The organism is Xanthomonas sp. WHRI 8393, assembly GCF_040203315.1.
Taxonomy (GTDB): domain Bacteria; phylum Pseudomonadota; class Gammaproteobacteria; order Xanthomonadales; family Xanthomonadaceae; genus Xanthomonas; species Xanthomonas arboricola.
The window spans coordinates 864,831-887,521 of sequence record NZ_JBEGGL010000001.1; the positions used below are offsets into that span (position 1 = coordinate 864,831).

General features: G+C 66.2%; 20 protein-coding genes. 14 read left to right on the forward strand and 6 right to left on the reverse strand.

Annotation, left to right across the window (positions count from 1 at the left end):
• Nucleotides 1-87 precede the first annotated feature (87 nt).
• Nucleotides 88-1,053 (forward strand): helix-turn-helix transcriptional regulator, encoded by a 966-nt coding sequence (locus tag ABQ137_RS03705; protein ID WP_024940221.1) that lies wholly within the window; start codon nt 88-90, stop codon nt 1,051-1,053.
• 283 nt (nt 1,054-1,336) lie between these two features.
• On the opposite strand, the gene ABQ137_RS03710 is transcribed toward ABQ137_RS03705, so the two are convergent.
• On the reverse strand, nt 1,337-1,906 hold the full coding sequence (locus ABQ137_RS03710) for a lipocalin family protein (RefSeq protein ID WP_016903639.1): 570 nt from the start codon (nt 1,904-1,906) through the stop codon (nt 1,337-1,339).
• Between the two features lie 288 nt (nt 1,907-2,194).
• Between ABQ137_RS03710 and ABQ137_RS03715 the strand changes: the two genes are divergently transcribed.
• Together ABQ137_RS03715 and ABQ137_RS03720 are read left to right on the forward strand one after the other, a co-directional pair.
• Nucleotides 2,195-2,506 carry a hypothetical protein gene (locus tag ABQ137_RS03715; RefSeq protein ID WP_024940223.1) on the forward strand — a complete coding sequence of 104 codons (312 nt, stop codon included), beginning with the start codon at nt 2,195-2,197 and terminating at the stop codon, nt 2,504-2,506.
• Between the two features lie 67 nt (nt 2,507-2,573).
• The gene (locus ABQ137_RS03720; RefSeq protein ID WP_349781216.1) at nt 2,574-4,667 is read left to right on the forward strand and encodes a prolyl oligopeptidase family serine peptidase; all 2,094 of its coding nucleotides are present in this window, start codon (nt 2,574-2,576) and stop codon (nt 4,665-4,667) included.
• Between the two features lie 357 nt (nt 4,668-5,024).
• On the opposite strand, the gene ABQ137_RS03725 is transcribed toward ABQ137_RS03720, so the two are convergent.
• Nucleotides 5,025-6,209: a pyridoxal phosphate-dependent aminotransferase gene (locus tag ABQ137_RS03725; RefSeq protein WP_349781218.1), complete on the reverse strand. Its 1,185-nt coding sequence runs from the start codon at nt 6,207-6,209 to the stop codon at nt 5,025-5,027.
• 109 nt (nt 6,210-6,318) lie between these two features.
• On the opposite strand from ABQ137_RS03725, the gene ABQ137_RS03730 reads away from it, so the two are divergent.
• The 8 genes from ABQ137_RS03730 to hslU all read left to right on the forward strand — a co-directional run bounded on the left by ABQ137_RS03730 (nt 6,319) and on the right by hslU (nt 14,258).
• Nucleotides 6,319-8,460: a S9 family peptidase gene (locus ABQ137_RS03730; RefSeq protein WP_349781220.1), complete on the forward strand. Its 2,142-nt coding sequence runs from the start codon at nt 6,319-6,321 to the stop codon at nt 8,458-8,460.
• A gap of 162 nt (nt 8,461-8,622) precedes the next feature.
• Nucleotides 8,623-9,021 carry a YbaN family protein gene (locus tag ABQ137_RS03735; RefSeq protein WP_046345683.1) on the forward strand — a complete coding sequence of 133 codons (399 nt, stop codon included), beginning with the start codon at nt 8,623-8,625 and terminating at the stop codon, nt 9,019-9,021.
• Between the two features lie 38 nt (nt 9,022-9,059).
• Nucleotides 9,060-9,314, forward strand: coding sequence for an LPS translocon maturation chaperone LptM (gene lptM / locus ABQ137_RS03740; RefSeq protein ID WP_016903632.1), 255 nt, complete (start codon nt 9,060-9,062; stop codon nt 9,312-9,314).
• Nucleotides 9,304-10,155: a diaminopimelate epimerase gene (dapF, locus tag ABQ137_RS03745; protein ID WP_104608323.1), complete on the forward strand. Its 852-nt coding sequence runs from the start codon at nt 9,304-9,306 to the stop codon at nt 10,153-10,155. The genes lptM and dapF overlap by 11 nt, the downstream gene beginning before the upstream one ends.
• A complete protein-coding gene (locus tag ABQ137_RS03750) occupies nt 10,155-10,826 on the forward strand; it encodes a DUF484 family protein (protein ID WP_166771685.1) in 672 nt (223 codons plus the stop codon). Before dapF ends, ABQ137_RS03750 begins: the two co-directional genes overlap by 1 nt.
• 78 nt (nt 10,827-10,904) lie before the next feature.
• Nucleotides 10,905-11,792: a tyrosine recombinase XerC gene (xerC, locus tag ABQ137_RS03755; RefSeq protein ID WP_349781223.1), complete on the forward strand. Its 888-nt coding sequence runs from the start codon at nt 10,905-10,907 to the stop codon at nt 11,790-11,792.
• Nucleotides 11,793-12,238: 446 nt separating this feature from the next.
• Nucleotides 12,239-12,790: an ATP-dependent protease subunit HslV gene (gene hslV / locus ABQ137_RS03760; protein WP_005997221.1), complete on the forward strand. Its 552-nt coding sequence runs from the start codon at nt 12,239-12,241 to the stop codon at nt 12,788-12,790.
• A 100-nt stretch (nt 12,791-12,890) separates the two neighbouring features.
• The gene (gene hslU / locus ABQ137_RS03765) at nt 12,891-14,258 is read left to right on the forward strand and encodes an ATP-dependent protease ATPase subunit HslU (protein WP_184516025.1); all 1,368 of its coding nucleotides are present in this window, start codon (nt 12,891-12,893) and stop codon (nt 14,256-14,258) included.
• A gap of 558 nt (nt 14,259-14,816) precedes the next feature.
• On the opposite strand, the gene ABQ137_RS03770 is transcribed toward hslU, so the two are convergent.
• Genes ABQ137_RS03770 through ABQ137_RS03785 form a run of 4 tightly spaced genes read right to left on the reverse strand, consistent with a single transcriptional unit; the run spans nt 14,817 to nt 18,530 of the window.
• Nucleotides 14,817-15,272, reverse strand: a complete 456-nt coding sequence (locus ABQ137_RS03770) for a nucleoside deaminase (RefSeq protein ID WP_016903626.1) — start codon at nt 15,270-15,272, stop codon at nt 14,817-14,819.
• A complete protein-coding gene (locus ABQ137_RS03775; RefSeq protein ID WP_047128070.1) occupies nt 15,269-15,769 on the reverse strand; it encodes a GNAT family N-acetyltransferase in 501 nt (166 codons plus the stop codon). The genes ABQ137_RS03770 and ABQ137_RS03775 overlap by 4 nt, the downstream gene beginning before the upstream one ends.
• A 26-nt stretch (nt 15,770-15,795) precedes the next feature.
• Entirely contained in the window at nt 15,796-16,884 is a 1,089-nt protein-coding gene (locus ABQ137_RS03780; protein WP_349781226.1) for an HlyD family secretion protein, read from the reverse strand.
• Nucleotides 16,881-18,530: an efflux MFS transporter permease gene (locus ABQ137_RS03785; protein WP_349781228.1), complete on the reverse strand. Its 1,650-nt coding sequence runs from the start codon at nt 18,528-18,530 to the stop codon at nt 16,881-16,883. Before ABQ137_RS03785 ends, ABQ137_RS03780 begins: the two co-directional genes overlap by 4 nt.
• Before the next feature lie 87 nt (nt 18,531-18,617).
• Here ABQ137_RS03785 and ubiE point away from each other — a divergent pair, with 87 nt between their 5' ends.
• From ubiE to ABQ137_RS03800, 3 genes are all read left to right on the forward strand, one after another.
• Nucleotides 18,618-19,379 (forward strand): bifunctional demethylmenaquinone methyltransferase/2-methoxy-6-polyprenyl-1,4-benzoquinol methylase UbiE, encoded by a 762-nt coding sequence (gene ubiE, locus ABQ137_RS03790; protein ID WP_104594044.1) that lies wholly within the window; start codon nt 18,618-18,620, stop codon nt 19,377-19,379.
• A 217-nt stretch (nt 19,380-19,596) separates the two neighbouring features.
• Nucleotides 19,597-20,487: a GGDEF domain-containing protein gene (locus ABQ137_RS03795; RefSeq protein ID WP_024940237.1), complete on the forward strand. Its 891-nt coding sequence runs from the start codon at nt 19,597-19,599 to the stop codon at nt 20,485-20,487.
• A gap of 237 nt (nt 20,488-20,724) precedes the next feature.
• The gene (locus ABQ137_RS03800; protein WP_349781522.1) at nt 20,725-22,686 is read left to right on the forward strand and encodes a M1 family metallopeptidase; all 1,962 of its coding nucleotides are present in this window, start codon (nt 20,725-20,727) and stop codon (nt 22,684-22,686) included.
• Nucleotides 22,687-22,691: the final 5 nt, after the last annotated feature.

Here is a 22,691-nt window from a genome sequence, read left to right on the forward strand (position 1 = left end):
CGCGCAGTGGCGGCGCCGATCCAGGCATGATTGCCGGTGTACAGCGACGCTCACCCTGCCACGCAAAGACTCGGACATAATCGACGCATGGACCGCTACGAACGCATCAACTCCCTGCATCGCTTGCTCAAATCGGCACGCTACCCGGTTACGGTGGCGCGGCTGCAGGATGAGCTGAGCTGTTCCCGCGCAACCGTGTACCGCGACCTGGCGTTTCTGCGCGATGCGCTGATGGCGCCGGTGGAAGGCGACGGCGAATCGGGGTTCCGCTATCTCTCCGGCGAAAGCGACCGCTTCGAACTGCCCGGCCTGTGGCTGAGTTCGGAAGAGCTGCATGCGCTGCTGGCCTCCCAGCAACTGCTGGCGCGCACCGGTGGCGGGGTGTTGTCCTCGATGCTGGCGCCGCTGCAGCAACGCATCGAAGGGCTGCTGGCCGCCCAGGCCGGCGTGTCGCAATGGCCGGTGGACCGGGTGCGGGTGATTCCGCACCGCGGCCGCAAGCTGGACGAAGCCAGCTTCCGCACCGTGGCCTCCGGCGTGCTGGAGCGCAAGCAGCTGAGCTTCGACTACCGCGCCCGTTCCACCGACGAATCGACCAAGCGCACGGTGTCCCCGCAGCGCATCACCCACTACCGCGACAACTGGTACCTGGATGCCTGGGACCATGGCCGCGATGGCGTGCGCAGCTTTGCGGTGGACCGTATCAATCACGCACGCCTGCTCGAGAGCGTGCCGCGCGATGTGCCCGATAGCGAGCTGGACGAGCAGCTGGCGGCCAGCTACGGCATTTTTTCCGGCGCGCCCAAGGGCTGGGCGACCATCGTGTTCAGTGCCAAGGCCGCGCGCTGGGTCGCCGACGAGCACTGGCATTCCAAGCAGCAGGGCCGCTTTCTGGCCGATGGCCGTTACGAGCTCAAAGTGCCGTACAGCAACTCGCGCGAACTGCTGATGGACGTGCTGCATTACGGCTCGGACGCGGAGATCGTCGAGCCGGTCTCGCTGCGCGAGCAGGCCAAGGCGCTGCTGTCGCTGGCGTTGAGCAATTACGACTGAGCGTGGCCGGGCCGTAGCGCGGGGTGCGAGTCGTCATGCGACAGGTGCCCGCGCGCAGTGAGGTGCTGATTCGGCGCCCCCACGGCGTGCTGACATGGCCATCGCCGGTTGCGCGCGTCGGTGTTGTGCGCTGCGTCCGGAAACCGCGCCAGGAGGCTGGCACATGAAGTGGAGATCGGTGCCGGCCGCGACGCCGCACGCCGGGTCTCCCCGACCGGCGCATCCAGTCGGCTGACGCCTGGAACAATCGACGCCGGCCGGGTAACCGACCGGCCCGCCAATGTCAGCGCTTGTTGGGCACTTCAAAGCCCAGGCGGTCCACCTGCTCGCGCAGCTGCGGCACGCGCTTGAGCTTGTCGGTGTAGATGGAATAGTCATCGCGCATCTTGTCGACCAGCTTGCGGTACTGGTCGCGACTCATGTCCGGCTTGCGCGCGAAGATCCAGGCCAGGTCGCGGCCGGGGTAGGAGATCAGCATCCACGAACCGTCCGGTGCGATTTCCAGGATGCGCTGCTTGGCCGGGATGACCTTGTAGAACCATACCCGCCAGTCGCGGTTGCCGCTCTCGGCATCCACCGAGGCGCGCGCGTTGACCTCTTTCTCCGGCTCGCCGAAGCCCTCGCGGTACACATAGCGCACCGCCACCTTGCCGTCTTCGACCAGGGTGTATTCGTCGCGGCTGGTGACGTGGCCGCGCTCGACCGGGTTGGGCATGCGTGCGATCACATACCAGGTGCCCATGATCTTGGACAGATCGACCGCCGGCTCGCTGGCAGGCGCGTCCTTGGCAGATGCCACGGGCAGGCCGAGGACGAACAGAAAAGCGAGGGCGATCGTAACGGTCAGGCGCATCGCAACATCACAAAGGGGCAGTTGGAGCAGCACACTACCGCATGCAGGGGGCAAGTTCGCGTCAACGGTCGGGTCTGGCGCACCCGGCTGCCTCGGACGCGGCAACCGTAGGCCTGGGTCCGGGCGCGGAAGAGGGCGCCATCGGCGGCTTGGCAATGGTTATCGCACCGCGGCGCCGGCACCCGGCAAGGCGGTCTCTCCGGTTTTCGCCGCCAGGTCGCAGTCGGTGAGATGGGCGCAGGCAATCCTGCCGGCCTGTCCTGATCCTTCCTGCCACGGAGTGCCGCCATGTCAATTCGTCCTTCCCGTCGTTCCGAACGTCCCGACCCGCGCGTGCTGCGCCCGGTCCGGCAAATCGCCCTGGCCGGCCTGGCCCTGGTGCTGGTGTGGCCAGCCGCGCGCGGCCACAGCGAGTGGATCGGCTGGCTGCCGCTATGGCTGGTCGGCATGCCGATGCTGGCCTGGTGGAGCCTGCACCGGTTCGCGTTGCCGGCCCTGGTACGGCCAGGTGCGCGGCGCGGCGCGCCACGTCGGCGCGGGCCGCAGGCGCAACGCCGACGCAGCACGTCGCGCGCGGCAACACAGGCGCGCGCGGCCTGACCTTCGGCAGGGTCGGGCGGCGGAGGGCTATGCTACGTTCCCGGCGTTCGTTCTCCCGGAAACATTCATGTCCAAACTCGCCTCGATCTGCCTGGTTGCCGGTCTGATCACCGCTGGCGCCGTCTCTGCAGAGGAAACCGCCGTGTCCAACGATCCCTACGCCTGGCTGGAAGATGTTTCCGGCGCCAAGTCGCTGGACTGGGTCAAGGCCCAGAACGCCAAGACCGAGGCGCGCCTGGCGGCCACGCCGGCCTTCAAGCAGATGGAAACCAGCATCCGCGAAGTGCTTGATTCGGACGCGAAGATTCCCGGCGTGCAGAAGATCGGCGAGTACTACTACAACTTCTGGAAGGACAAGCAGCACGAGCGCGGCCTGTGGCGGCGCACCACGCTGGACGAATACCGCAAGCCGGCGCCCAAGTGGGAAACGGTGCTGGACCTGGATGCGCTGAACAAGGCCGAAGGCGAGAACTGGGTCTGGCACGGCGCCGACTGCCTGCGCCCGGATTACCAGCGCTGCCTGATCGCGCTGTCGCGCGGCGGCGCCGATGCCGATGTCACCCGCGAGTTCGACCTGGCCGGCAAGCAGTGGGTCAAGGACGGCTTCTTCCGTCCCGAATCCAAGGGCGGGCTGGGCTGGATCGACCAGGACACCGTCTACGTGTTCACCGATTTCGGTGCCGGCACGATGACCAGCTCCGGCTATCCGCGCATCGCCAAGCAGTGGAAGCGCGGCACTCCGCTCAGCGCCGCCACGGTGGTGTACGAGGGCAAGCCGACCGACATGTATATCGCCGCGATGCACGACGACACGCCCGGATTCGAGCGCGATTTCGTCAGCCGCACGCTGGCCTTCTACAACGAGGAGCTGTATCTCAAGGGTGCCGACGGCAAGCTGGTCAAGGTGGATGCGCCCAACTCGGCCAGCAAGTCGGTCAAGCGGCAATGGTTGACCCTGGAACTGCGCGAACCCTGGACCGTGGCCGGCAAGACCTACAAGGCCGGCTCGCTGCTGGCGACGCGCTTTGACGACTTCATGGCCGGCAAGCGCAGCTTCGATGTGCTGTTCGAGCCCACCGACAGCACCTCGCTGGCAGGTATCGCCTGGACGCGTTCGCACCTGGTGTTGAACGTGCTGGAAGACGTCAAGAACCGCCTGAGCGTGATCACGCCTGGGCAGGATGCCTGGAAGAAGAGCGCCTTCGTCGGTGCGCCGGCGTTCGGCACCGTCGACGTCAGCGCGGTGGACAGCGACGACAGCGACGCGCTGTGGTTGACCGTTACCGACTACCTGACCCCGACCACCTTGTCGTGGGTGGAGGTGGGTACCGCGCCGCAGCCGCTCAAGGCCATGCCGGCGTTCTTCGATGCCGGCAAGGACAGCATCGAGCAGCACTTTGCCACCAGCAAGGACGGCACCCGCGTGCCGTATTTCCTGGTGCGCCCCAAGGCGTTGAAGCTCGATGGCAGCGCGCCGACCCTGCTGTACGGCTATGGTGGTTTCGAGATTTCGATGACGCCCAATTATTCCGGCGGACTGGGCCGCGCCTGGCTGGAGAAGGGCGGCGTCTATGTGGTGGCCAACATTCGCGGCGGTGGCGAATACGGCCCGCGCTGGCACCAAGCCGCGCTCAAGCAGAACCGCCACAAGGCCTATGAAGACATGGCTGCGGTGGCCAAGGACCTGGTGGCGCGCAAGATCACCTCGACCAGGCATCTGGGTGTGCAGGGCGGCAGCAACGGCGGGCTGATGACCGGCAACATGCTGACCCAGTATCCGGAGCTGTTCGGCGCGGTGGTGGTGCAGGTGCCGCTGCTGGACATGAAGCGCTACAGCCATCTGCTGGCCGGTGCCTCGTGGATGGCCGAGTACGGCAATCCGGATACCGACGACTGGAAGTTCATCCAGACCTTCTCGCCGTACCACCTGTTCGACCCGGGCAAGACCTATCCGCCGGTGATCTTCCTGACCTCCACGCGCGACGACCGCGTACATCCGGGCCACGCGCGCAAGATGGCCGCCAAGATGATCGAGGCCGGCAAGGACGTGACCTATTACGAGAACATCGAAGGCGGCCACGGCGGCGCGGCCAACAACGCACAGGCCGCACACATGGCGGCGCTGGCCTACAGCTTCCTGTGGGAGCGGCTGGCGGATTGAGTTGCCGCCCCAAGGCAGCTCGGTAATTCGAGTTGTCTTGATCAGGTGCTGCGTTGAAGAAAGCCCTGGGCCGAATGGTCCAGGGCTTTTTGTTGGTTCCGTCTCCCATCGGGAGAAGGTGCCCGAAGGGCGGATGAGGGTACGTGCGCACGCTACTGGCTACGGCCCAGCAGGGTGCCCATGCAGCCACGCGTGGCTGCGGCGCTTGGTTCGCTGCAGGGCGAGGCAAGTCCACAAACAGCAATGCAAAAGCCGCGGCAAACAGCAGTCACGGCTTTTTACATCGATGCAGTGAACCTGCGGCCACGTCCAGGCGCTGCTCGACGAGAGGCGCCGTGCGCACTGGCGCTGGTTCGATCAAAGACGTTGCAAACCACGCGCAATCCGCTCCACCGCCTGCTCGAGGCGCGGCAGGCTTTGCGTATAGGCGATGCGGACGTGCTGATTGGCGCGGTGGTGGCCGAAGTCGATGCCGGGGGTGAAGGCGACATGCTCGGTTTCCAGGAAATGCGCGCAGAAGGCCTGGGCATCGTCCGAGAATGCGCTGATATCGGCATACAGGTAGAACGCACCCTGCGGTTCGACGGCGATGTTCAAGCCCAGTGCACGCAGCGCGGGCAGCAGGTAATCGCGGCGCTGCTGGAACTCAGCGCGGCGGGCTTCGAAGATGGCGATGCTGTCGGGCGTGAAGCAGGCCAGCGCGGCGTGCTGGGCGATCGTGGAGGCGCTGATGTAAAGATTCTGCGCGAGTTTCTCCAGCTCCGGCACCGCTGCGGGCGGAGCGACCAGCCAACCCAGGCGCCAGCCGGTCATGCCGAAGTACTTGGAAAAACTGTTCAGCACGAAGGCACTGTCGTCCACTTCCAGCACGCTGTGCGCATCCATGCCGTAGGTCAGGCCGTGGTAGATCTCGTCCACCACCAGGTGGCCGCCGCGCGCATGCAGCGCCTGCGACAAGCCGGCCAGTTGCGCGCGCGACAGCACGCTGCCGGTGGGATTTGCCGGCGAGGCGACCAGTGCGCCGACACTGTCGGCGTTCCAGCAGGCGTCGATCAGGCCTGGCGTCAGTTGGTAATCGGTGTCTGCGCCGACCGGCACCAGTTGCGCGGCGCCTTCGACCAGGCGCAGGAAATGCCGGTTGCACGGATAGCCGGGGTCGGCGAGCAGCCAGTGTTTGTCCGGGTCGACCAACAGGCTGCTGGCCAGCAGCAATGCGCCGGAGCCGCCCGGGGTGACCAGGATGCGTTCCGGATCGATAGCGCAGCCGTACCGCTGCGCGTAAAACCCGGCGATGGCGGCGCGCAGCGCGGGCAGGCCGCGGGCGGCGGTGTAGCGGGTGTGTCCGGCCGCCAGTGCGGCCTGTCCGGCCGCGACGATCGGTGCGGCGGTGGTGAAATCCGGTTCGCCGATCTCCAGGTGGATCACATCGTGGCCGGCCTGTTCCAGCGCATTGGCGCGCGCCAATAACGCCATCACATGAAACGGGGCGATGTCCTGGCTGCGGCGGCTGTAGCGGGGGGCATGCGAATGTAGGGAGTCCATACCGAAGAGGATAGAGCAGCATGACCTCGGGCACATGACGCTCCCGGCCGGGCTCTTCCACACTCGGGTGCTGGGATGGCATTGCGTTCATCCAACGGACCCCAATCTGATGAAGCCTGTCCTCGCCCTTCTGATCGCCAGCCTGATGACCACATCTGTTTCTTCCGCCTTCGCAGCTCTCCCGTCGCCACCGGACGTGGCCAAGCGTCCGCATGTGGTCAAGGCCCCGTTCGGCGCCACCCGCAGCGACGACTACTACTGGCTGCGCGACGACAAGCGCGAGGACAAGGCGATGCTGGCCTACCTCAACGCAGAGAACGCCTACACCGACACGGTGATGGCGCCGCTCAAGCCGCTGGAAGACGCGCTGTATACCGAGATCGTCGGGCGCATCAAGCAGGACGACGCCAGCGTGCCGTATCGCGAGCGTGGCTACTGGTATTACACGCGCTTCGAGGCCGGCAAGGACTACCCGATCCAGGCGCGCCGCAAGGGCAGCATGGACGCGCCGGAACAGATTCTGCTCGACGTCAACCAGATGGCGCAGGGCAAGGGCTACTTCAGCGTCGGCGATGCGGAAGTGAGCCAGGACAATCGCATCCTGGCCTGGGCCGACGATGCGGTGGGACGTCGCCAGTACACGATCCGCTTCAAGAATCTGGACACCGGCGAGATATACCCCGATACGGTGGAAGGCGTGTCGGCCAACGTGGTCTGGGCCGACGACAACAAGACCCTGTTCTATGTCGAGAACGATCCGGAAACGCTGCTCACCGTGCGGGTGAAGAAACACGTGCTGGGCACGCCCTCCAAGGACGACGTGCTGGTCTACGAGGAGAAGGACGACAGCTTCTACATGGGCATCGGCCGTACCCGCGACGACAAGTACATCACCATCGGCGTGGAAAGCACGGTGTCGTCGGAGACGCGTTATGCGCCGGCCGACAATCCCGAGCGGTTCACCCTGCTGGCCAAGCGCGAGCGCGATGTCGAATATCACCCCGAGCATTTCGATGGCCGTTGGGTGATCCGCACCAATGCCGATGGCGCCAAGAATTTCAAGCTGGTGACCGCACCCACCGATGCGACCACGCGCAAGCAGTGGACCGATTGGGTGGCGCACGATGACAAGGTCTATATCGAAAACTTCGAGCTGTTCGACGGGTTTACCGCGATCGAAGAGCGCTCCGGCGGGCTGGAACGCGTGCGTCTTCAATTCAACAGTCCGCATATGGATGTAGGAGCTCATGCGGGGGAACCGCAATACGTCAAGGCCGACGAGCCTGCGTATTCGATGGGCCTGGCGATCAATTCCGAGCCGGACACCGAGTGGTTGCGCTACAGCTACACCTCGCTGACCACGCCGGCGACCACCTACGAACTCAATACGCGGACCGGCGAGCGCAAGCTGCTCAAGCAGCAGCCGGTGATCGGTTACGACGCCGGCAAGTACGTCACCGAGCGCGTCTGGGTAACTGCGCGCGATGGCGTCAAGGTGCCGGTGTCGCTGGTGTACAAGCGCGGCTTCAAGAAGGACGGCACTGCGGCGTTGTTCCAGTACGCCTACGGCAGCTACGGCATGTCGATGGACCCGGCCTTCAATCTGCCGGCGATCAGCCTGCTGGACCGTGGCGTGGTGTATGCCATCGCGCACATCCGCGGCGGCCAGGAAATGGGCCGCCAGTGGTACGACGACGGCAAGCTGCTGCACAAGAAGAACACCTTCACCGACTTCATCGACGTCACCCGCGGCCTGGTGGAACAGGGCTATGCCGCCAAGGATCGCGTCGCCGCTTCCGGCGGCAGCGCCGGTGGGTTGCTGATGGGCGCGGTGGCCAACATGGCCCCGCAGGACTATCGCGTGATGGTCGCGCAGGTGCCGTTCGTCGACGTGGTCACCACCATGCTCGATGCCAGCATCCCGCTCACCACCAACGAATACGACGAGTGGGGCAACCCGGAAAAGAAGGCCTATTACGATTACATGCTGTCCTACTCCCCGTACGACAACGTGACCAGGCAGGCCTACCCGGCCCTGTTCGTCGGCACCGGTCTGTGGGATTCGCAGGTGCAGTACTGGGAGCCGGCCAAGTGGGTGGCCAAGCTGCGCGACGACAACACCGGTACCCGGCCGATCGTGTTCCGCACCAACATGGAAGCCGGTCACGGCGGCAAGTCCGGCCGCTTCCGCCGTTACCGCGAACTCGCCGAGTCCTATGCGTTTGTGCTGGATCAGCTCGGGGTCAAGTAGTTGAGGGGCGGGGATTGGGGAGTCGGGATTGGGGATTGGTAAGCAAAACCCGCCCAATCCTGCGTGCAGACGTCCCCTTATCCGCGGTTCGGGGCCCCTTCTCCCGGTGCGAGAAGGGGATGCCCGGACCATCTCGGCGCCCGCTGGCCGTATCATTTACCCATGACGCGACCGACTCGATTCCGCTGGGCCTGGTGGTTGCTGGCCTACGCCAGCCTGGCGACCGGCATCGTCGGTATCTTCGTGCCAGGCCTGCCGACGACCGTGTTCATCCTGATTTCCGCCTGGGCGGCCTCGCACGGCTCCGAGCGCCTGCACAACTGGCTGCTCTCGCACCCGCGCTTCGGCCCGGCGATCGTCGAGTGGCAGACCTATCGCGCGGTCAGCCGCAAGGCCAAGTGGATGGCCACGCTCACCATGACCGTCTGCGCCGGCATCATGCTGTGGTGCGTGCCGGTGTTCTGGGTCAAATGCCTGTCAATCGGCAGTATGGCGGTGGTGGCGATCTGGCTGTGGCTGCGCCCCGAGCCGCCACCGCGCGCGCTGCCCGCTGCGCATTGAGCGCACGGCAGTCAGGGTGTTCTGGCTATACTTCGGCCATGAGCATCATGTCCCGACCGTCTGTTCGTCTCGCACTGGTTGGTGCGACCTTTGTCCTGCTTGCCGCCTGCGGCAACAAGGGCCCGCTGGTGATGCCGCAGAAGCCGGTGCCGGTGGAAGCCCAGCCGGTGCTGCAGCCGCCGGATGCGCCGCAACCGCTGGATGAGTCCTCGCCTGCGCCTGCGCCGGTGAACACCGATACGCAGCCCGCGCCCACCACCGACCAGCCCGCTAGCAGCGGCAATGAGCGCTGACGGCCGCAGCGGGCGTCTGCGTTTCACCAAAATGCATGGCGCCGGCAACGATTTCGTGCTGCTGGACCTGCGCGACGGCACGCCGCCGCCGAATGCCGCGCTGGCCGCACGCCTGGCCGACCGCCATTTCGGGGTGGGCTGCGACCAGATCCTGACCATCGAACCCCCGCGCAGCAGCGAGGCGGTGGCCGCGTACGGCATCTGGAATTCCGACGGCTCGGCCGCGCGCCAATGCGGCAACGGCGCGCGCTGTGTGGCGGCCTGGCTGGTGCGCGACGGCACCGCGCAGGGCGATGACTTCGTCATCGATAGCCCGTTCACCTCCCACCGCGTGCAGCGTCTGGACGCCGGCACCTATGCGGTGGCGATGGGCGTGCCGCAATTCGAGCCCACGCAGATCCCGCTGGCCGGCTTTGCGCATGCGCGCGAGGAATACGCGCTGCCGGTGCATGGCGAAACCGTGCGCTTTGGCGCGGTGTCGATGGGCAACCCGCATGCCGTGGTGGAAGTGGGGCGGGTGGAGGCGGCGCCGGTGGAACGCGTCGGCGGCCTGTTGCAGCAGAACGCCGCGTTCCCCGACTCGGTCAACGTCGGCTTTGTGCAGGTGGTCGACCCGACGCATGTGCGCCTGCGCGTGTTCGAGCGCGGCGTCGGCGAAACCCTGGCCTGCGGCAGCGGTGCCTGCGCGGCGGCGGTGGTGCTGATGCAGCGTGGCCGGGTCGAGCGCGACGTGCAGGTGTCCTTGCCCGGCGGCGAGCTGCGCATCCGTTGGGCCGGCGAACAACAGGACGTCGTGATGTCCGGTCCGGCCGTGTTCGTCTTCGATGGAGAATGGAACTGATGAGCGAGAACACGGACAAATTCAGCGCGCACGAAGTGGCAACCTGGTTGCGGCGCCACCCGACCTTCCTCAAGCAGTTCCCGGATCTGGCGGTGAGTCTGCTGGTGCCGCGCGACGACGGCCCCACCGCCTCGCTGGCCACCTATCAGCTGGAAGTGCTGCGCGACAAGAACCGCGAACTGTCGCGGCGCCTGCACGAGCTTGGCCACAATGCGCAGGACAACGAGCGCCTGGCGGTACGCACGCATCAACTGACCCTGGCGCTGATGCGCCAGACCAGCGCGGCCGACACGCTCAAGGCGATGGCCGCCTCGCTGGCGGAAGATTTCAATGGCGAACTGGTGCGGCTGGTGTTGCTCAAGCCGGTCGCCGGCCTGGAGGCCGACTGGCTGCAGGTCATCGCCGCCGACGATGCACGGCTTGCCCCGTTCCGCGATTGCCTGAGCGATGGCGAGCCGATCTGTGGCCGCCTGCAGGCGGAAAAACACGCGCTGCTGTACGCCGACCAGGCTGCCAACGTGCAATCCACCGCGCTGCTGCCGTTGCCCGGCATCGGCCTGATTGCGGTCGGCAGCAGCGACGCCAACCGTTTCTATCCCGGCATGGGCACCTTGTTCCTGCGCATGATGGGCGAGTCCCTGGGCGTAGCATTGCAGCGCTTCGACACATGATGCGCCGTGCAGGGTGCGCCGATGCGTGCAGCCTGCGCTGGATGGCCGCGCCGATGGTGCGGCAGCGAGGAATCTGAGGTGGCGTCGGTCGACGATTTCCTGGCGTACCTGCAGGTCGAGCGGCAGGTGTCTGCGCATACGCTGGATGCCTACCAGCGCGATCTTGCTGCGTTAGTGAGCTGGGCCGGCGAACAGGCCATCGACGATGTGGCGCAGCTCGATAGCGCACAGTTGCGGCAGTTCGTTGCGGCCGAGCACCGGCGCGGGTTGTCGGCCAAGAGCCTGCAGCGTCGCCTGTCGGCATGCCGCAGTTACTACGCCTGGTTGCTCAAGCATGGCCGCATCGCCGCAAGCCCGGCGGCGGCGCTGCGTGCGCCCAAGGCGCCGCGTAAATTGCCGCGGGTACTGGATGCCGATGAAGCGGTGCGTCTGGTCGAGGTGCCCACCGACGCGCCGCTGGGCCTGCGCGATCGCGCCTTGCTGGAGCTGTTCTATTCGTCCGGTCTGCGCCTGAGCGAGCTCTGCGCGCTGCGCTGGCGCGACCTGGATCTGGACAGCGGCTTGGTGATGGTGCTCGGCAAGGGCGGCAAGCAGCGCCTGGTGCCCGTGGGCTCGCATGCGGTCGGCGCGCTGCGCGAATGGCTGCGCGACAGCGGCGGGCGTGCCGATACGCATGTATTCCCCGGCCGCGCCGGCGGTGCGATTTCGCAGCGCGCAGTGCAGATCCGCATCAAGCAACTGGCGGTGCGCCAGGGCATGTTCAAGGACGTGCATCCGCATATGCTGCGGCACACCTTTGCCAGCCACATCCTCGAATCCTCCGGCGACCTGCGCGGCGTGCAGGAATTGCTTGGCCATTCGGATATCGCCACCACGCAGATCTATACGCATCTGGATTTCCAGCATCTGGCCAAGGTCTACGACGCTGCGCATCCGCGCGCCAGGCGCAAGAAAGCTGCTGAGTGAGTGGCGCGGCGTGTGTTGCGCGTAGCGGTTAAACACTTCTCTGAAGTACCGCCGCGTGCGAATCGCCGCTCTTGAGCCCCTATCGCATTGGGAGAGGGGCAAGAGCGCAGGCATCGGCGCCTGTACGCGGATCCATGCGCGGGCCTGCGTGGTTATTCCGGCCGGAGCGTTTCTTGCAGTGATGCGCATATGACGGCCGCGGACTGCGGTGACAGGCTTGCGCAGCAGCGTCTCCGCGCCGGCGACGATCACCCGGTTCATCCCGAAGCGCACACCACGCTCCCAATCGTTCTCGTGTACGGCTGCTCGATGCCTGCGTACCGGTAGCGCAGACGCATGCTGTCTGCCGTCTGAGCGCGCTGCATCAGCCGCCCGCGCCGCATGCGCGCAGCATGCTTGAACCCGGCAGGGGCGTCCCCACCTCATTGGAAACCCCCGGAGGACCCATGGACCCCAGCCAGAACCCCAACATCGTTCACGCCACCACCATCATCTCGGTTCGGCGTGGTGGGCATGTCGCCGTTGCCGGCGATGGCCAGGTCACCCTCGGCCACACTGTCATGAAGGGCAATGCGCGCAAGGTGCGCCGGCTCGGCCGCGAGGGGCAGGTGCTGGCCGGTTTTGCCGGCGCCGCCGCCGATGCGTTCACCCTGTTCGAGCTGTTCGAAGCCAAGCTCGACAAGCATGGGCAACTGACCCGTGCCGCCGTGGAGCTGGCCAAGGATTGGCGCACCGAGCGCCGCCTGGGCAAGCTCGAAGCGCTGCTTGCGGTCGCCGATAAGGAAACCTCGTTGATCATCAGCGGGACCGGCGATGTGATCGAACCGGAAGACGGCATCATCGCCATCGGTTCGGGCGGTTCGTACGCCCTGTCGGCTGCCCGCGCGCTGCTGGCGCACACCGAGCTCGATGCCAAGACCATCGCCACCGAGGCGATCAACATCGCCGGCGATATCTGCATTTATACCAATCGCAATGTGGTGGTCGAAGAGCTGTGAATCGGGATTTGGGATTGGGGATTCGCAAAAGCACTCCTTTCCCTGCGCCCGGACACGCATCGATCGTTCCTACTCCGCTTTTACGAATCCCCAATCCCCAATGCCAAATTCCGATACCTCAACCATGACTCCGCGCGAAATCGTGCAGGAGCTCGACCGTCATATCGTTGGCCAGCACGATGCCAAGCGTGCGGTTGCCATCGCGCTGCGTAATCGCTGGCGCCGCATGCAGCTGCCCGAAGAGCTGCGCAACGAGGTGATGCCCAAGAACATCCTGATGATCGGCCCGACCGGCGTCGGCAAGACCGAGATCGCGCGGCGTCTGGCCACCTTGGCCAATGCGCCGTTCGTCAAGGTCGAAGCCACGCGCTTTACCGAGGTCGGCTATGTCGGCAAGGATGTGGAACAGATCATTCGCGACCTGGCTGACACCTCGGTCAAGCTGTATCGCGAACAGGCCAAGGTGCGCGTGCGCAACCAGGCCGAAGAACGCGCCGAAGACCGCCTCCTGGATGCGCTGCTGCCGCGCCGTGCGGCCGGGATCGGGTTCGATCCGGAAGCGGCGCGCAACGAGCCCTCGGCGCAGGACAACGACACCCGCATCAAGTTCCGCCGCATGCTGCGCAGCGGCGAGCTGGACGAGCGCGAGATCGAGCTGGAAGTGGCGGTCAACGCCAGCATGGACATCATGACCCCACCGGGCATGGAAGAAATGGGCCAGCAGCTGCGGCAGATGTTTTCCAACCTGGGCAGCGGCAAGTCGCAGAAGCGCAAGCTCACCATCAAGGCCGCGCGCCCGCTGCTGATCGAAGAAGAAGCCGGCAAGCTGGTCAACGAAGACGACGTACGTGCGGCGGCGATCGAAGCCTGCGAGCAGCACGGCATCGTGTTCATCGATGAGATCGACAAGGTCGCCAAGCGTGGCGAAGCCGGCTCCAATGGCGGCGATGTCAGTCGCGAGGGCGTGCAGCGCGATCTGTTGCCGCTGGTGGAAGGTTCCAACGTGTCGACCAAGTACGGCACGGTCAAGACCGACCATATCCTGTTCATTGCCTCCGGCGCGTTCCATCTTGCCAAGCCCAGCGATCTGATTCCCGAATTGCAGGGTCGTTTCCCGATCCGTGTCGAATTGACCGCGCTGACCAAGGCCGATTTCGTGCGCATCCTCACCGAGCCCAAGGCGGCGTTGATCAAGCAGTACGAAGCCCTGCTGCAGACTGAGGGCGTGCGCCTGACCTTCGGCACGGATGCAGTGGAGCGCCTTGCCGAGATCGCCGCGCAGGTCAACGAGCGGCAGGAAAACATCGGTGCGCGCCGCCTGCACACGGTGCTGGAGCGCCTGCTCGATGTGCTGAGTTATGAGGCGCCGGATCGCGACGGCCAGAGCGTCACGGTCGATGCGGCCTATGTCGATGCGCAGCTCGGCGAGCTGGTGCAGGACCCGGACCTGAGCCGCTATATCCTCTGATCGCAGCGCACCTGCGTGCAGGTGCCAACGGTCATCAGACCGGTGTGGACGCAACCGGAACCGGCGTGTACGCGTTGGACATGCCGATTCCGACCGCGCTGGCCTGGCGGCGTTGTTAGCCGCCTCCTCCCGGATGCAGTCAAACGCTGGGTCGGTCGAGGGCGCGGTGCCCTCACCGCTCGCGGGACACGCCGTGAATCCGTCCGTGGAGGCTCCTTGGCGGCATCCCTGCCGCCAAGGGTCCCGCAATCGGTGAGGGCACCGCACCAAATAGTTGGTCGGTGGTCACGCAAAAAGCTGCTTATCGCTCGACTGACGCCGGATGTTGCGCCGGCGCATTAGGATCAAACAACGCGCATCACGCACTGCCCTTGCTGCTCTTAAGCAAGCACACCGACCATCTCCGATGGTCCTTGCCCGCCCACCGTCGCGGGACCTTACGCGGCATGGATGCCGCGTAAGAGCCTACAGGGACGTACTTGCGGCGTGTCCTGCGATGGTGGGCGGGCAAGGGCCTCGCAGCCAAGCCGCAGATCAAGCGCTCTGCACCCAAACCGCTCAGTCCTCGCCGATATCCTCGTTCCACACGTCCGGGTTGGCCGAGATATAGCCGCCCAGCAGGTCGATGCATTCCTGGCTCTGCAGGTCGATGACAGTGACGCCGTGCTCGCGCAGCCAGGATACGCCGCCCTGGAAGGTGACCGACTCGCCGACCACCACGGTGCCGATATTGAACTGGCGCACCAGCCCGCTGCAGTACCAGCACGGCGCCAGCGTGGTGACCATGATGGTGTCCTTGTAGCGACGCTGCCGGCCGGCCTTGCGGAAGGCATCGGTTTCCCCATGCACGGAGGGATCGTTTTCCTGCACGCGGCGGTTGTGGCCGCAACCGAGCAGGCGTCCGTCGTTGTGGTACAGCGCCGCGCCGATCGGAATGCCGCCTTCGGCCAGGCCCTGGCGGGCTTCGGCAATGGCGGTGTCGAGCAGTGCGCGGTAGTCGGGGGTGGTGATCATGCAGGCTCCTGGGTGGCGGCGTCGGCGCGACGCAGCATGTCGATGTGGGGAATGCCGTCTTCCAGATACGGTGCGGACGAGGGCGTGAAACCGTGTGCGGCGTAGAACGCCTGCAGGTGCGCCTGCGCGCCGAGTTGCACGGCGCTGGCGGGCCACTGCCGGTGCACCAGCCGCAAGCCTTCCCGCAGTAATGCGTGTGCGAAGCCGTGGCCGCGCTGCGTGGCGGCAATCACTACCCGGCCGATGCTCGGCTCGGGGTAACTCACACCGGGCGGTAGCACGCGCAGATAGGCGGCCAACGCACCGTCGTCGGTGCTGCCGAGCAGATGCAGCACACCCGGCAGGCTGTCCTTGCCATCCAGCTCCGGATACGCGCACTGCTGCTCCACCACGAACACATCCGAGCGCAGCCGCAGCAGCGTGTACAACTGCGTGGTGCTCAGTTGGTCGAAGCGCAGGCATTGCCAGTGCAGCGAGGATGGGGACAGGGACGACATCACCGCATGATAGCGGCTGTGTCGCGTCAGTCGACCGCGCTGTCGGTGTCGATCGCCACCACCACCGACATGCCCGGGCGTAGCCGCGGTGCCAGCGCCTGGTCCGGATCGACGCTGATGCGCAGCGGAATGCGCTGGGCGATCTTGACGAAGTTGCCGGTGGCGTTGTCGGCCGGCAATACGCTGAATTCCGAGCCGGCGGCCGGGGAGATTTCCTGCACAAGGCCGTGCAGACGCGCATTGTCCAACGCATCCACGGTGAAGCTGGCGCGTTGCCCGATGCGGATCTTGGCCATCTGGGTTTCCTTGAAATTGGCCACGATCCACAACGTGTCCGGCACCAGCGACATCAGCTGCGTGCCATTGGTGACGTAGGCGCCCTGGCGCACGCCGAGCTGGCCGAGCTGGCCATCGCGCGGGGCCAGGATGCGCGTGTTGTCCAGATTGATCTGCGCCAGTTGCAGGGCCGCCTGCGCATTGGCCACCGCCGCTTCCAGCGCGGCGCGATTGACGGTGACGCTGCGTGCGTTCTCCTCGGCGGCCTGCACGGCGGCGCGCGCCTGCGCCACGCCGGCATCGGCCTGCGCACGTGCGGCGAAGGCGGTGTCGCGATCCTGTTCGGATACCAGTTTCTGCTCGGCCAACTGCTGCGCGCGCGCATACGCCGAGCGGGTGCGGTCGCGCTGGGCCTGATTGCTGCTCAGTGCGGCGCGTTGTTCGGCGATGGTGGCATCGGCGCTATGCCGCTGCTGGTCCCAGTTGGACAGGTTGGCCTGCGCGGTCTGCAGCTGCGCCCTGGCCTGCTCGAGCTGCTGGGCATAGATGCGGTCGTCGATCCTGGCCAGCAACTGGCCGTGTTTGACGTGGGCGAAGTCCTGCACCGGCACCTCGGTGACATAGCCGCTGACCTGCGGCGCGATCACCGTGATCTGGCCATGCACCATCGCGTTCTCGGTGCGCTCGACGGCGCTGACGAACGGCGGCAACCGCCATGCGTACAGCACCAGGGCGACACCGAGCAGGGCCAGCCCGCCGAAGCCGATCACGCCACCGATGCGGCGGCGCCTGCGACGTTGCAGATCGGCAGGAGAGGTTGAAGCTGCAGGTGTATTCATGGGCGCGCGGTGGAAGCAGGAGAGGGGGACGCAGCGGATGGGCGCAGATAACGCCGCCACACCAGCACGGACAGGATCCACAGCCCGGTGGCGATGGCGATGCAGCCGATCAACAGGAACACGTCGTTGTAGGCGAGCACATTGGCTTCGCGCGTGGCCACGCTGCCCAGGGCGCGCACGCCCTGGGCCTGGCGCAGGGCCGGGTCGCCGATGCTGCGGCCGTACAGCGCGGCATAGGCCTGCACGCGCGCGGCCACTTGCGGGTCGGTCAATGCCAGATGTTCGACCAGCTGGCTGGAATGGTATTTCTCGCGCACGACCTGCACGGTGCCGAGCAGCGCGCTGCCGAGCAGGCCGCCCATGTTCTGTGCCATGCCGAACAGCACGATGAAGCTGATCAGGTTGCCGGGCTGCGCGATGACCCGGCCCAGCCCGGCCACCATCGCCGGGCCGATGAAAAAGGTGCTGCCAAAGGCGAGCAGGAACTGGCTGACGTACATCTGCTCCGGGCGGGTGAGGCTGGTGGCATCGGCATCCATGAAACAGCCGATGCAGATCGCCGCCACCGCAATGATCAGATGTTCGGCCACCCGCGCCGGATTGATCAGCCACGCGCTGGCGGCCACGCCGACCACTGCACCCAGCAACATCAGCGCGAACAGGGTCTGCAGCTGCGTGTTGGCCAGCCCCAGGGTCTGGAGGAAGCCGATCGCGCCGGTGCTCTGCTCGGACAGCACCAGCCGGATCAGCAGGATTGCCAGGCCCAGCCGCAGCATGTCGCCGCTGGCCAGCCAGCGCGTGTTGATCATCGGGTTGCGGCGGTTGTGCTCGATCCACGCCGCCGTGCACAGCAGCACAATGGAGGCCGCCAGCACCACGCCCAGCCACGGTGTGCTGGTCCACCACAGCAGCCGCCCCAGCGACAGCACCGCCGCCAGCCCGGCCGACCCGGCCGCGAACAGGCTGAAGGTGAGGAAATCCAGCGGCTCGAACACGCGATAGCGGTCGCTGGGCGGCAGCTTGAGCGCCAGCACGCAGGCCAGCGCGAACACCGCCAGGCCCAGTTCGAACAGGTACAGGCCCTGCCACTGTGCAAATTCCAGCAGATCGGTGGAGAACACCCGCGCCAATGGCAGCGCCAGCTGGGTCACCCCCAGCCCGGTCACCACCGCCTTGAGCCGGTATTTGGCCGGGAACGCCTGGATCACGTAATACAGCCCCAGCGAGCTGAGCGCGGCGCCCACCAATCCGTGCGCGGCACGCACGGTGATCGCCGAGCTCAGGCTGTGCACAAACAGATGCGCGAAGGCGATGACCGCATACAGCGCCAGGAAGATCTCGGTGAAGCGCCGCAGCCCGAACTGCTGGCGGAACTTCACCAGCAGCAGGTTGGCCGACATGTTGGTCATCACGTAGGCGGCCGGCAGCCAGGCCATTTCGGTGGCGTAGGCGCCCAGCGTGCCCTGCAGATAGGTCAGGTTGGCGGTGACCAGCGCATTGCTCAGCCCGCCGGTCAGCGCCACCACCACGCCCACCAGCCCGTACTGGATGCGGCGCCGGGTGGAGTGCAGGGGGGTGGAGGCCGACCCGGGCAGGGTGGGCTTCTCGTGGGGCTGCCAGTCGCGCTGGACGTACTTGTCGTGCACGCAGGGCTCGCAGGGCCGGTCGCAGGGAAGGCAGCGATTGTGGTCCGGTTGCGGTCATGGCGGCGTCAGCAGTGCGATAATCCGCCCATGAGCGAATCCCCCTATACCTCCGGTACCACCCATTTCGGCTTCCGCGACGTCGCTGCCAAGGACAAGCAGAAGCTGGTCGGCGAAGTGTTCACCTCGGTCGCGCGCAACTACGACCTGATGAACGATCTGATGAGTCTGGGCGTGCACCGCGCATGGAAACGCTACTTCGTGGCGACCGCGCAGGTGAAGCCGGGCGACCGTGTGCTGGACCTGGCCGGCGGTACCGGCGACATCGCCGTGCTGCTCAAGGAGCGCGTCGGCAGCGAAGGCGCGGTGGTGCTGGGCGACATCAATGCCGGCATGCTGTCGGTAGGCCGCGACCGGCTGACCAACCGCGGCCTGGTGGCCGGCTTCGATTACGTGCAATGCAATGCCGAGGCGCTGCCGTTCCCGGATCAGAGCTTCGATCTGGTGACCATTTCCTTCGGCCTGCGCAATGTCACCGACAAGGACGCCGCGCTGCGCGAGATGTACCGCGTGTTGAAGGTGGGCGGGCAGGCGCGCGTGCTGGAGTTTTCCGAAGTCACCGCCGACTGGTTCAAGCCGATCTACGACTTCCACTCGTTCAAGATCCTGCCCAGGCTGGGCCAGTTGTTCGCGCGCGACGCCGACAGCTACCAGTACCTGGCAGAAAGCATCCGCAAGCACCCGCCGCAGGAATCGCTCAAGGGCATGATGGGCGAGGCCGGATTTGCGCGTTGCCACTACAAGAACCTGACCGGCGGCATCGTGGCGATCCACTCCGGCTACAAGATCTGACCCAGATCCGACGCAGCGTGATCTGAGCGTCCGGTCCGGCGCGCAGCATGCGCCGGACATCGCGCATCGGGCATCGCACGAGCAGGTCATGCTCGTGTTCGCTTGCCGCACGATTGCACTGTGCGCAGGTGCGTTTGCCGACAAACTTTTGAGACTCCCGTCGCGTCGGCTCCACCAACGGTCGGCGACACTAGGCGCTCTTTTGCCGGAGACGTGGATGCGCTTGTACGCAGGGTTGTCGCGCGTGTTTCCCCGCTCCTTCAGCGCCAAGCTGCTGGCGGTGACCTTTGTCGGCATCCACCTGCCGTTGCTGTTGTTGATCGCCTGGCTGGCCGCGCAAAGCGAGTTGAGCGGGCGCCCGCTGTGGTCGGTGGTGATCGTGGCGCTGCTGGCCACGCTGGCTGGCACCGCGGCGACCCTGTCGGCCCTGTATCGCCTGCTCGCACCGCTGCGCATCGCCGCCGACGCACTGGATGCGTATTACGCCGATCAACGTCTGCCCAGCCTGCCCGAACATGGCGACGACGAACTGGGGCGGTTGCTGCGTGGCATCAATCGCAGCCTGCGCGGCATCGATGCCGGCATGCGCGACCTGAAGAAGCACGCCTTGTTCGACCCGCTGACCGAGGCCTTGAACCGGCGCGGCTGCGAGCAGGCGATGCGCGATTCGGTCACCGCCGCGCAGCGCGAAGGCTGGCCGTTCGTGCTGTTCGTGCTGGACATGGACAACCTCAAGCCGATCAACGACCGCTTCGGCCATCTGGCCGGCGATCGCGTGCTGGTGCGGCTGGTGGAGTCGGCCTACGGCTGGCTGGGCGCGCAGGACTGGATCGGGCGCTGGGGCGGCGACGAGTTCCTGATCGGCGTGCATGCCAGCGAGGACGACGCCACGCTCAAGCTCAATCAATGGCTGTCGATGCTCGAACGCGAGGATGCCGACGAGGCGCCGCTGCATGTGAGCGCCGGCAGCGCGGTGTGCGAGCGGGGCCTGGATGCCACCGAGCTGTATCGCCGCGCCGATGCGGCGATGTATCGCGCCAAGTTCTCCGGTGGCCGGCGTCTGGTACGCGACGGGCATGACAGCCCGCGCAGCCATCCGGTGGTCTAGGCGATCCGGCAATCACCTAGCGGCCGGGCCGCAGGCGGGTGCACGCTAGGCACGGGTAGCCTGAGTTACGCCATTAACGCCGTTGCTGCGTAAGGTTCGCGCCGATGCGGCCAGCGACATGCACGGTGTCCCCAGCCGGCGCAGGTTGAGCAGCCGGCAAGCGCTCGCCATCGGCCGCACGGGCAGGCAACGGCCCGGGGCGTTAAAATGCCCAATTCCCTCGCTGCGGTGCCGTCGATGCGCTTCCCGTTCCTGTCGCTGTCCCTGGCCGTGTCCATTGCGCTGGCCGGCTGTTCCAACGAGTCCACGCCGCCGGCCGCCAGCACCGCCGCGCCGGCCACCACTGCCAAGGCCCCCGTGAAAGCAGACGCCCGCAACCACGACGAAAGCTCCTACGCCCAGCCGCAGCTGGTGGTCATCAAGGATCTGGCGCTTGACCTGAAGCTGGATTTCGACGCCAAGCAGATCGGCGGCACCGCCACCTACACGCTGGAATGGAAGGACAAGGCCGCCAAGCAGCTGGTGCTGGACACGCGCGAGCTGAGCATTGCGCAGGTGCAGGCCGACGACGGCAAGGGCACGCTGGCGCCGCTGCAGTTCGCGCTGGCGCCGGCCGACAAGACCTTCGGCAGCAAGCTCACCATCGAGGCGCCGAATCAGCCGGCCAAGGTCGTGATCACCTACCACACCGCGCCGACCGCCTCCGGCCTGCAGTGGCTGGAGCCGTCGATGACCGAAGGCAAGCAGTTGCCTTTCATGTTCAGCCAGTCGCAGGCGATCCACGCGCGTAGCTGGGTGCCGTTGCAGGACACCCCGAGCGTGCGCTTCACCTACAGCGCGCACGTGACCTCGCGCCCGGACGTGATGGTGCTGATGAGCGCCGACAACGACCCCAAGGCCGCGCGCGACGGCGACTACAGCTTCAAGATGCCCGAGCCGATTCCGTCCTATCTGCTGGCGATCGCCGCCGGCGACGTGGTGTTCAAGCCGATTTCCGCGCGCTCGGGCGTCTGGGCCGAGCCGGCCATGGCCGACAAGGCCGCCAAGGAATTCGAAGACACCGAAAAGATGATCGGTGCTGCCGAAAAACTGTATGGCCCGTATCGCTGGGGCCGTTACGACATGCTGGTGCTGCCGCCGTCGTTCCCGTTCGGCGGCATGGAGAATCCGCGCCTGACCTTCGCCACGCCGACCGTGATCGTCGGCGACAAGTCGCTGGTGTCGCTGGTCGCGCACGAACTGGCGCATAGCTGGTCCGGCAACCTGGTGACCAATGCCAGCTGGAAGGACATCTGGCTCAACGAAGGCTTCACCACCTACGTGCAGGCCCGCATCACCGAAGCGCTGTATGGCGTCGAGATGGCCGAGATGGAGCGCGAGATCGACCAGGGCGACCTGCTGGCCGAAGTGAAGGGCATGGCGCCGGCCGACCAGGCGCTGGCGCTGCCGCCGCTGGCCGAGCGCGACCCCGACGAAGCCCTGAGCCAGGTGGCCTACGTCAAGGGCGCATGGTTCCTGCAGTTCCTGGAGCAGCGCTTCGGCCGCGAGGTGTTCGACCCGTTCCTGCGCGGCTGGTTCGACGATCACGCGTTCCAGAGCGCCACCACCGACCAGTTCGTCGATTACCTCAACAAGAACCTGCTGGACAAGCATCCCAACACGGTCAGTGCGGCCGAGGTGGATGCGTGGTTGAAGCAGCCGGGCATCCCGGCCTTCGCCGCCAAGGCACGCTCGCGCAGCTTCTCGATCGTGGACACCGCGCGCATCGCCTGGAGCGGCAGCGGCACGCTGCCGAGCAAGCAGGTCACCGGCGAATGGGGCACGCAGGAATGGGTGCACTTCCTCAGCGGCATGGGCGCCATGCTCAAGCCCGAGCAGCTCAAGCAGCTGGATGAGGCCTACCACTTCACCGGCACCCCGAACGGCGAAATCGCCATGCGCTGGTATCCGCTGGCGATCCGCAGCGGCTACACCGATGCGCGCCCCGCTGCAGGCGAGTTCATCGAACGCGTCGGCCGCCGCAAGCTGGTGCTGCCGATCTACGCCGAGTTGTTGAAGACCCCGGACGGCATCGCCTTCGCCGAGCAGGCCTTCGAAAAGGCCAAGCCCAGCTACCACCCGATCACCACCGCATCGGTGGCCGAGATGATCGCCAAGGCCAAGGCGGCACCGCCGGCGCAGCCGCAGCCGCAGCCGTAATGGCA

What these genes read in the sequence shown, in the direction of transcription:
- ABQ137_RS03705 (WP_024940221.1), top strand. Translation starts at nt 88, where the DNA reads ATGGACCGCTACGAACGCATCAACTCCCTGCATCGCTTGCTCAAATCG.
- ABQ137_RS03710 (WP_016903639.1), bottom strand. Translation starts at nt 1,906, where the DNA reads ATGCGCCTGACCGTTACGATCGCCCTCGCTTTTCTGTTCGTCCTCGGC.
- ABQ137_RS03715 (WP_024940223.1), top strand. Translation starts at nt 2,195, where the DNA reads ATGTCAATTCGTCCTTCCCGTCGTTCCGAACGTCCCGACCCGCGCGTG.
- ABQ137_RS03720 (WP_349781216.1), top strand. Translation starts at nt 2,574, where the DNA reads ATGTCCAAACTCGCCTCGATCTGCCTGGTTGCCGGTCTGATCACCGCT.
- ABQ137_RS03725 (WP_349781218.1), bottom strand. Translation starts at nt 6,209, where the DNA reads ATGGACTCCCTACATTCGCATGCCCCCCGCTACAGCCGCCGCAGCCAG.
- ABQ137_RS03730 (WP_349781220.1), top strand. Translation starts at nt 6,319, where the DNA reads ATGAAGCCTGTCCTCGCCCTTCTGATCGCCAGCCTGATGACCACATCT.
- ABQ137_RS03735 (WP_046345683.1), top strand. Translation starts at nt 8,623, where the DNA reads ATGACGCGACCGACTCGATTCCGCTGGGCCTGGTGGTTGCTGGCCTAC.
- lptM (WP_016903632.1), top strand. Translation starts at nt 9,060, where the DNA reads ATGAGCATCATGTCCCGACCGTCTGTTCGTCTCGCACTGGTTGGTGCG.
- dapF (WP_104608323.1), top strand. Translation starts at nt 9,304, where the DNA reads ATGAGCGCTGACGGCCGCAGCGGGCGTCTGCGTTTCACCAAAATGCAT.
- ABQ137_RS03750 (WP_166771685.1), top strand. Translation starts at nt 10,155, where the DNA reads ATGAGCGAGAACACGGACAAATTCAGCGCGCACGAAGTGGCAACCTGG.
- hslV (WP_005997221.1), top strand. Translation starts at nt 12,239, where the DNA reads ATGGACCCCAGCCAGAACCCCAACATCGTTCACGCCACCACCATCATC.
- hslU (WP_184516025.1), top strand. Translation starts at nt 12,891, where the DNA reads ATGCCAAATTCCGATACCTCAACCATGACTCCGCGCGAAATCGTGCAG.
- ABQ137_RS03770 (WP_016903626.1), bottom strand. Translation starts at nt 15,272, where the DNA reads ATGATCACCACCCCCGACTACCGCGCACTGCTCGACACCGCCATTGCC.
- ABQ137_RS03775 (WP_047128070.1), bottom strand. Translation starts at nt 15,769, where the DNA reads ATGTCGTCCCTGTCCCCATCCTCGCTGCACTGGCAATGCCTGCGCTTC.
- ABQ137_RS03780 (WP_349781226.1), bottom strand. Translation starts at nt 16,884, where the DNA reads ATGAATACACCTGCAGCTTCAACCTCTCCTGCCGATCTGCAACGTCGC.
- ubiE (WP_104594044.1), top strand. Translation starts at nt 18,618, where the DNA reads ATGAGCGAATCCCCCTATACCTCCGGTACCACCCATTTCGGCTTCCGC.
- ABQ137_RS03795 (WP_024940237.1), top strand. Translation starts at nt 19,597, where the DNA reads ATGCGCTTGTACGCAGGGTTGTCGCGCGTGTTTCCCCGCTCCTTCAGC.
- ABQ137_RS03800 (WP_349781522.1), top strand. Translation starts at nt 20,725, where the DNA reads ATGCGCTTCCCGTTCCTGTCGCTGTCCCTGGCCGTGTCCATTGCGCTG.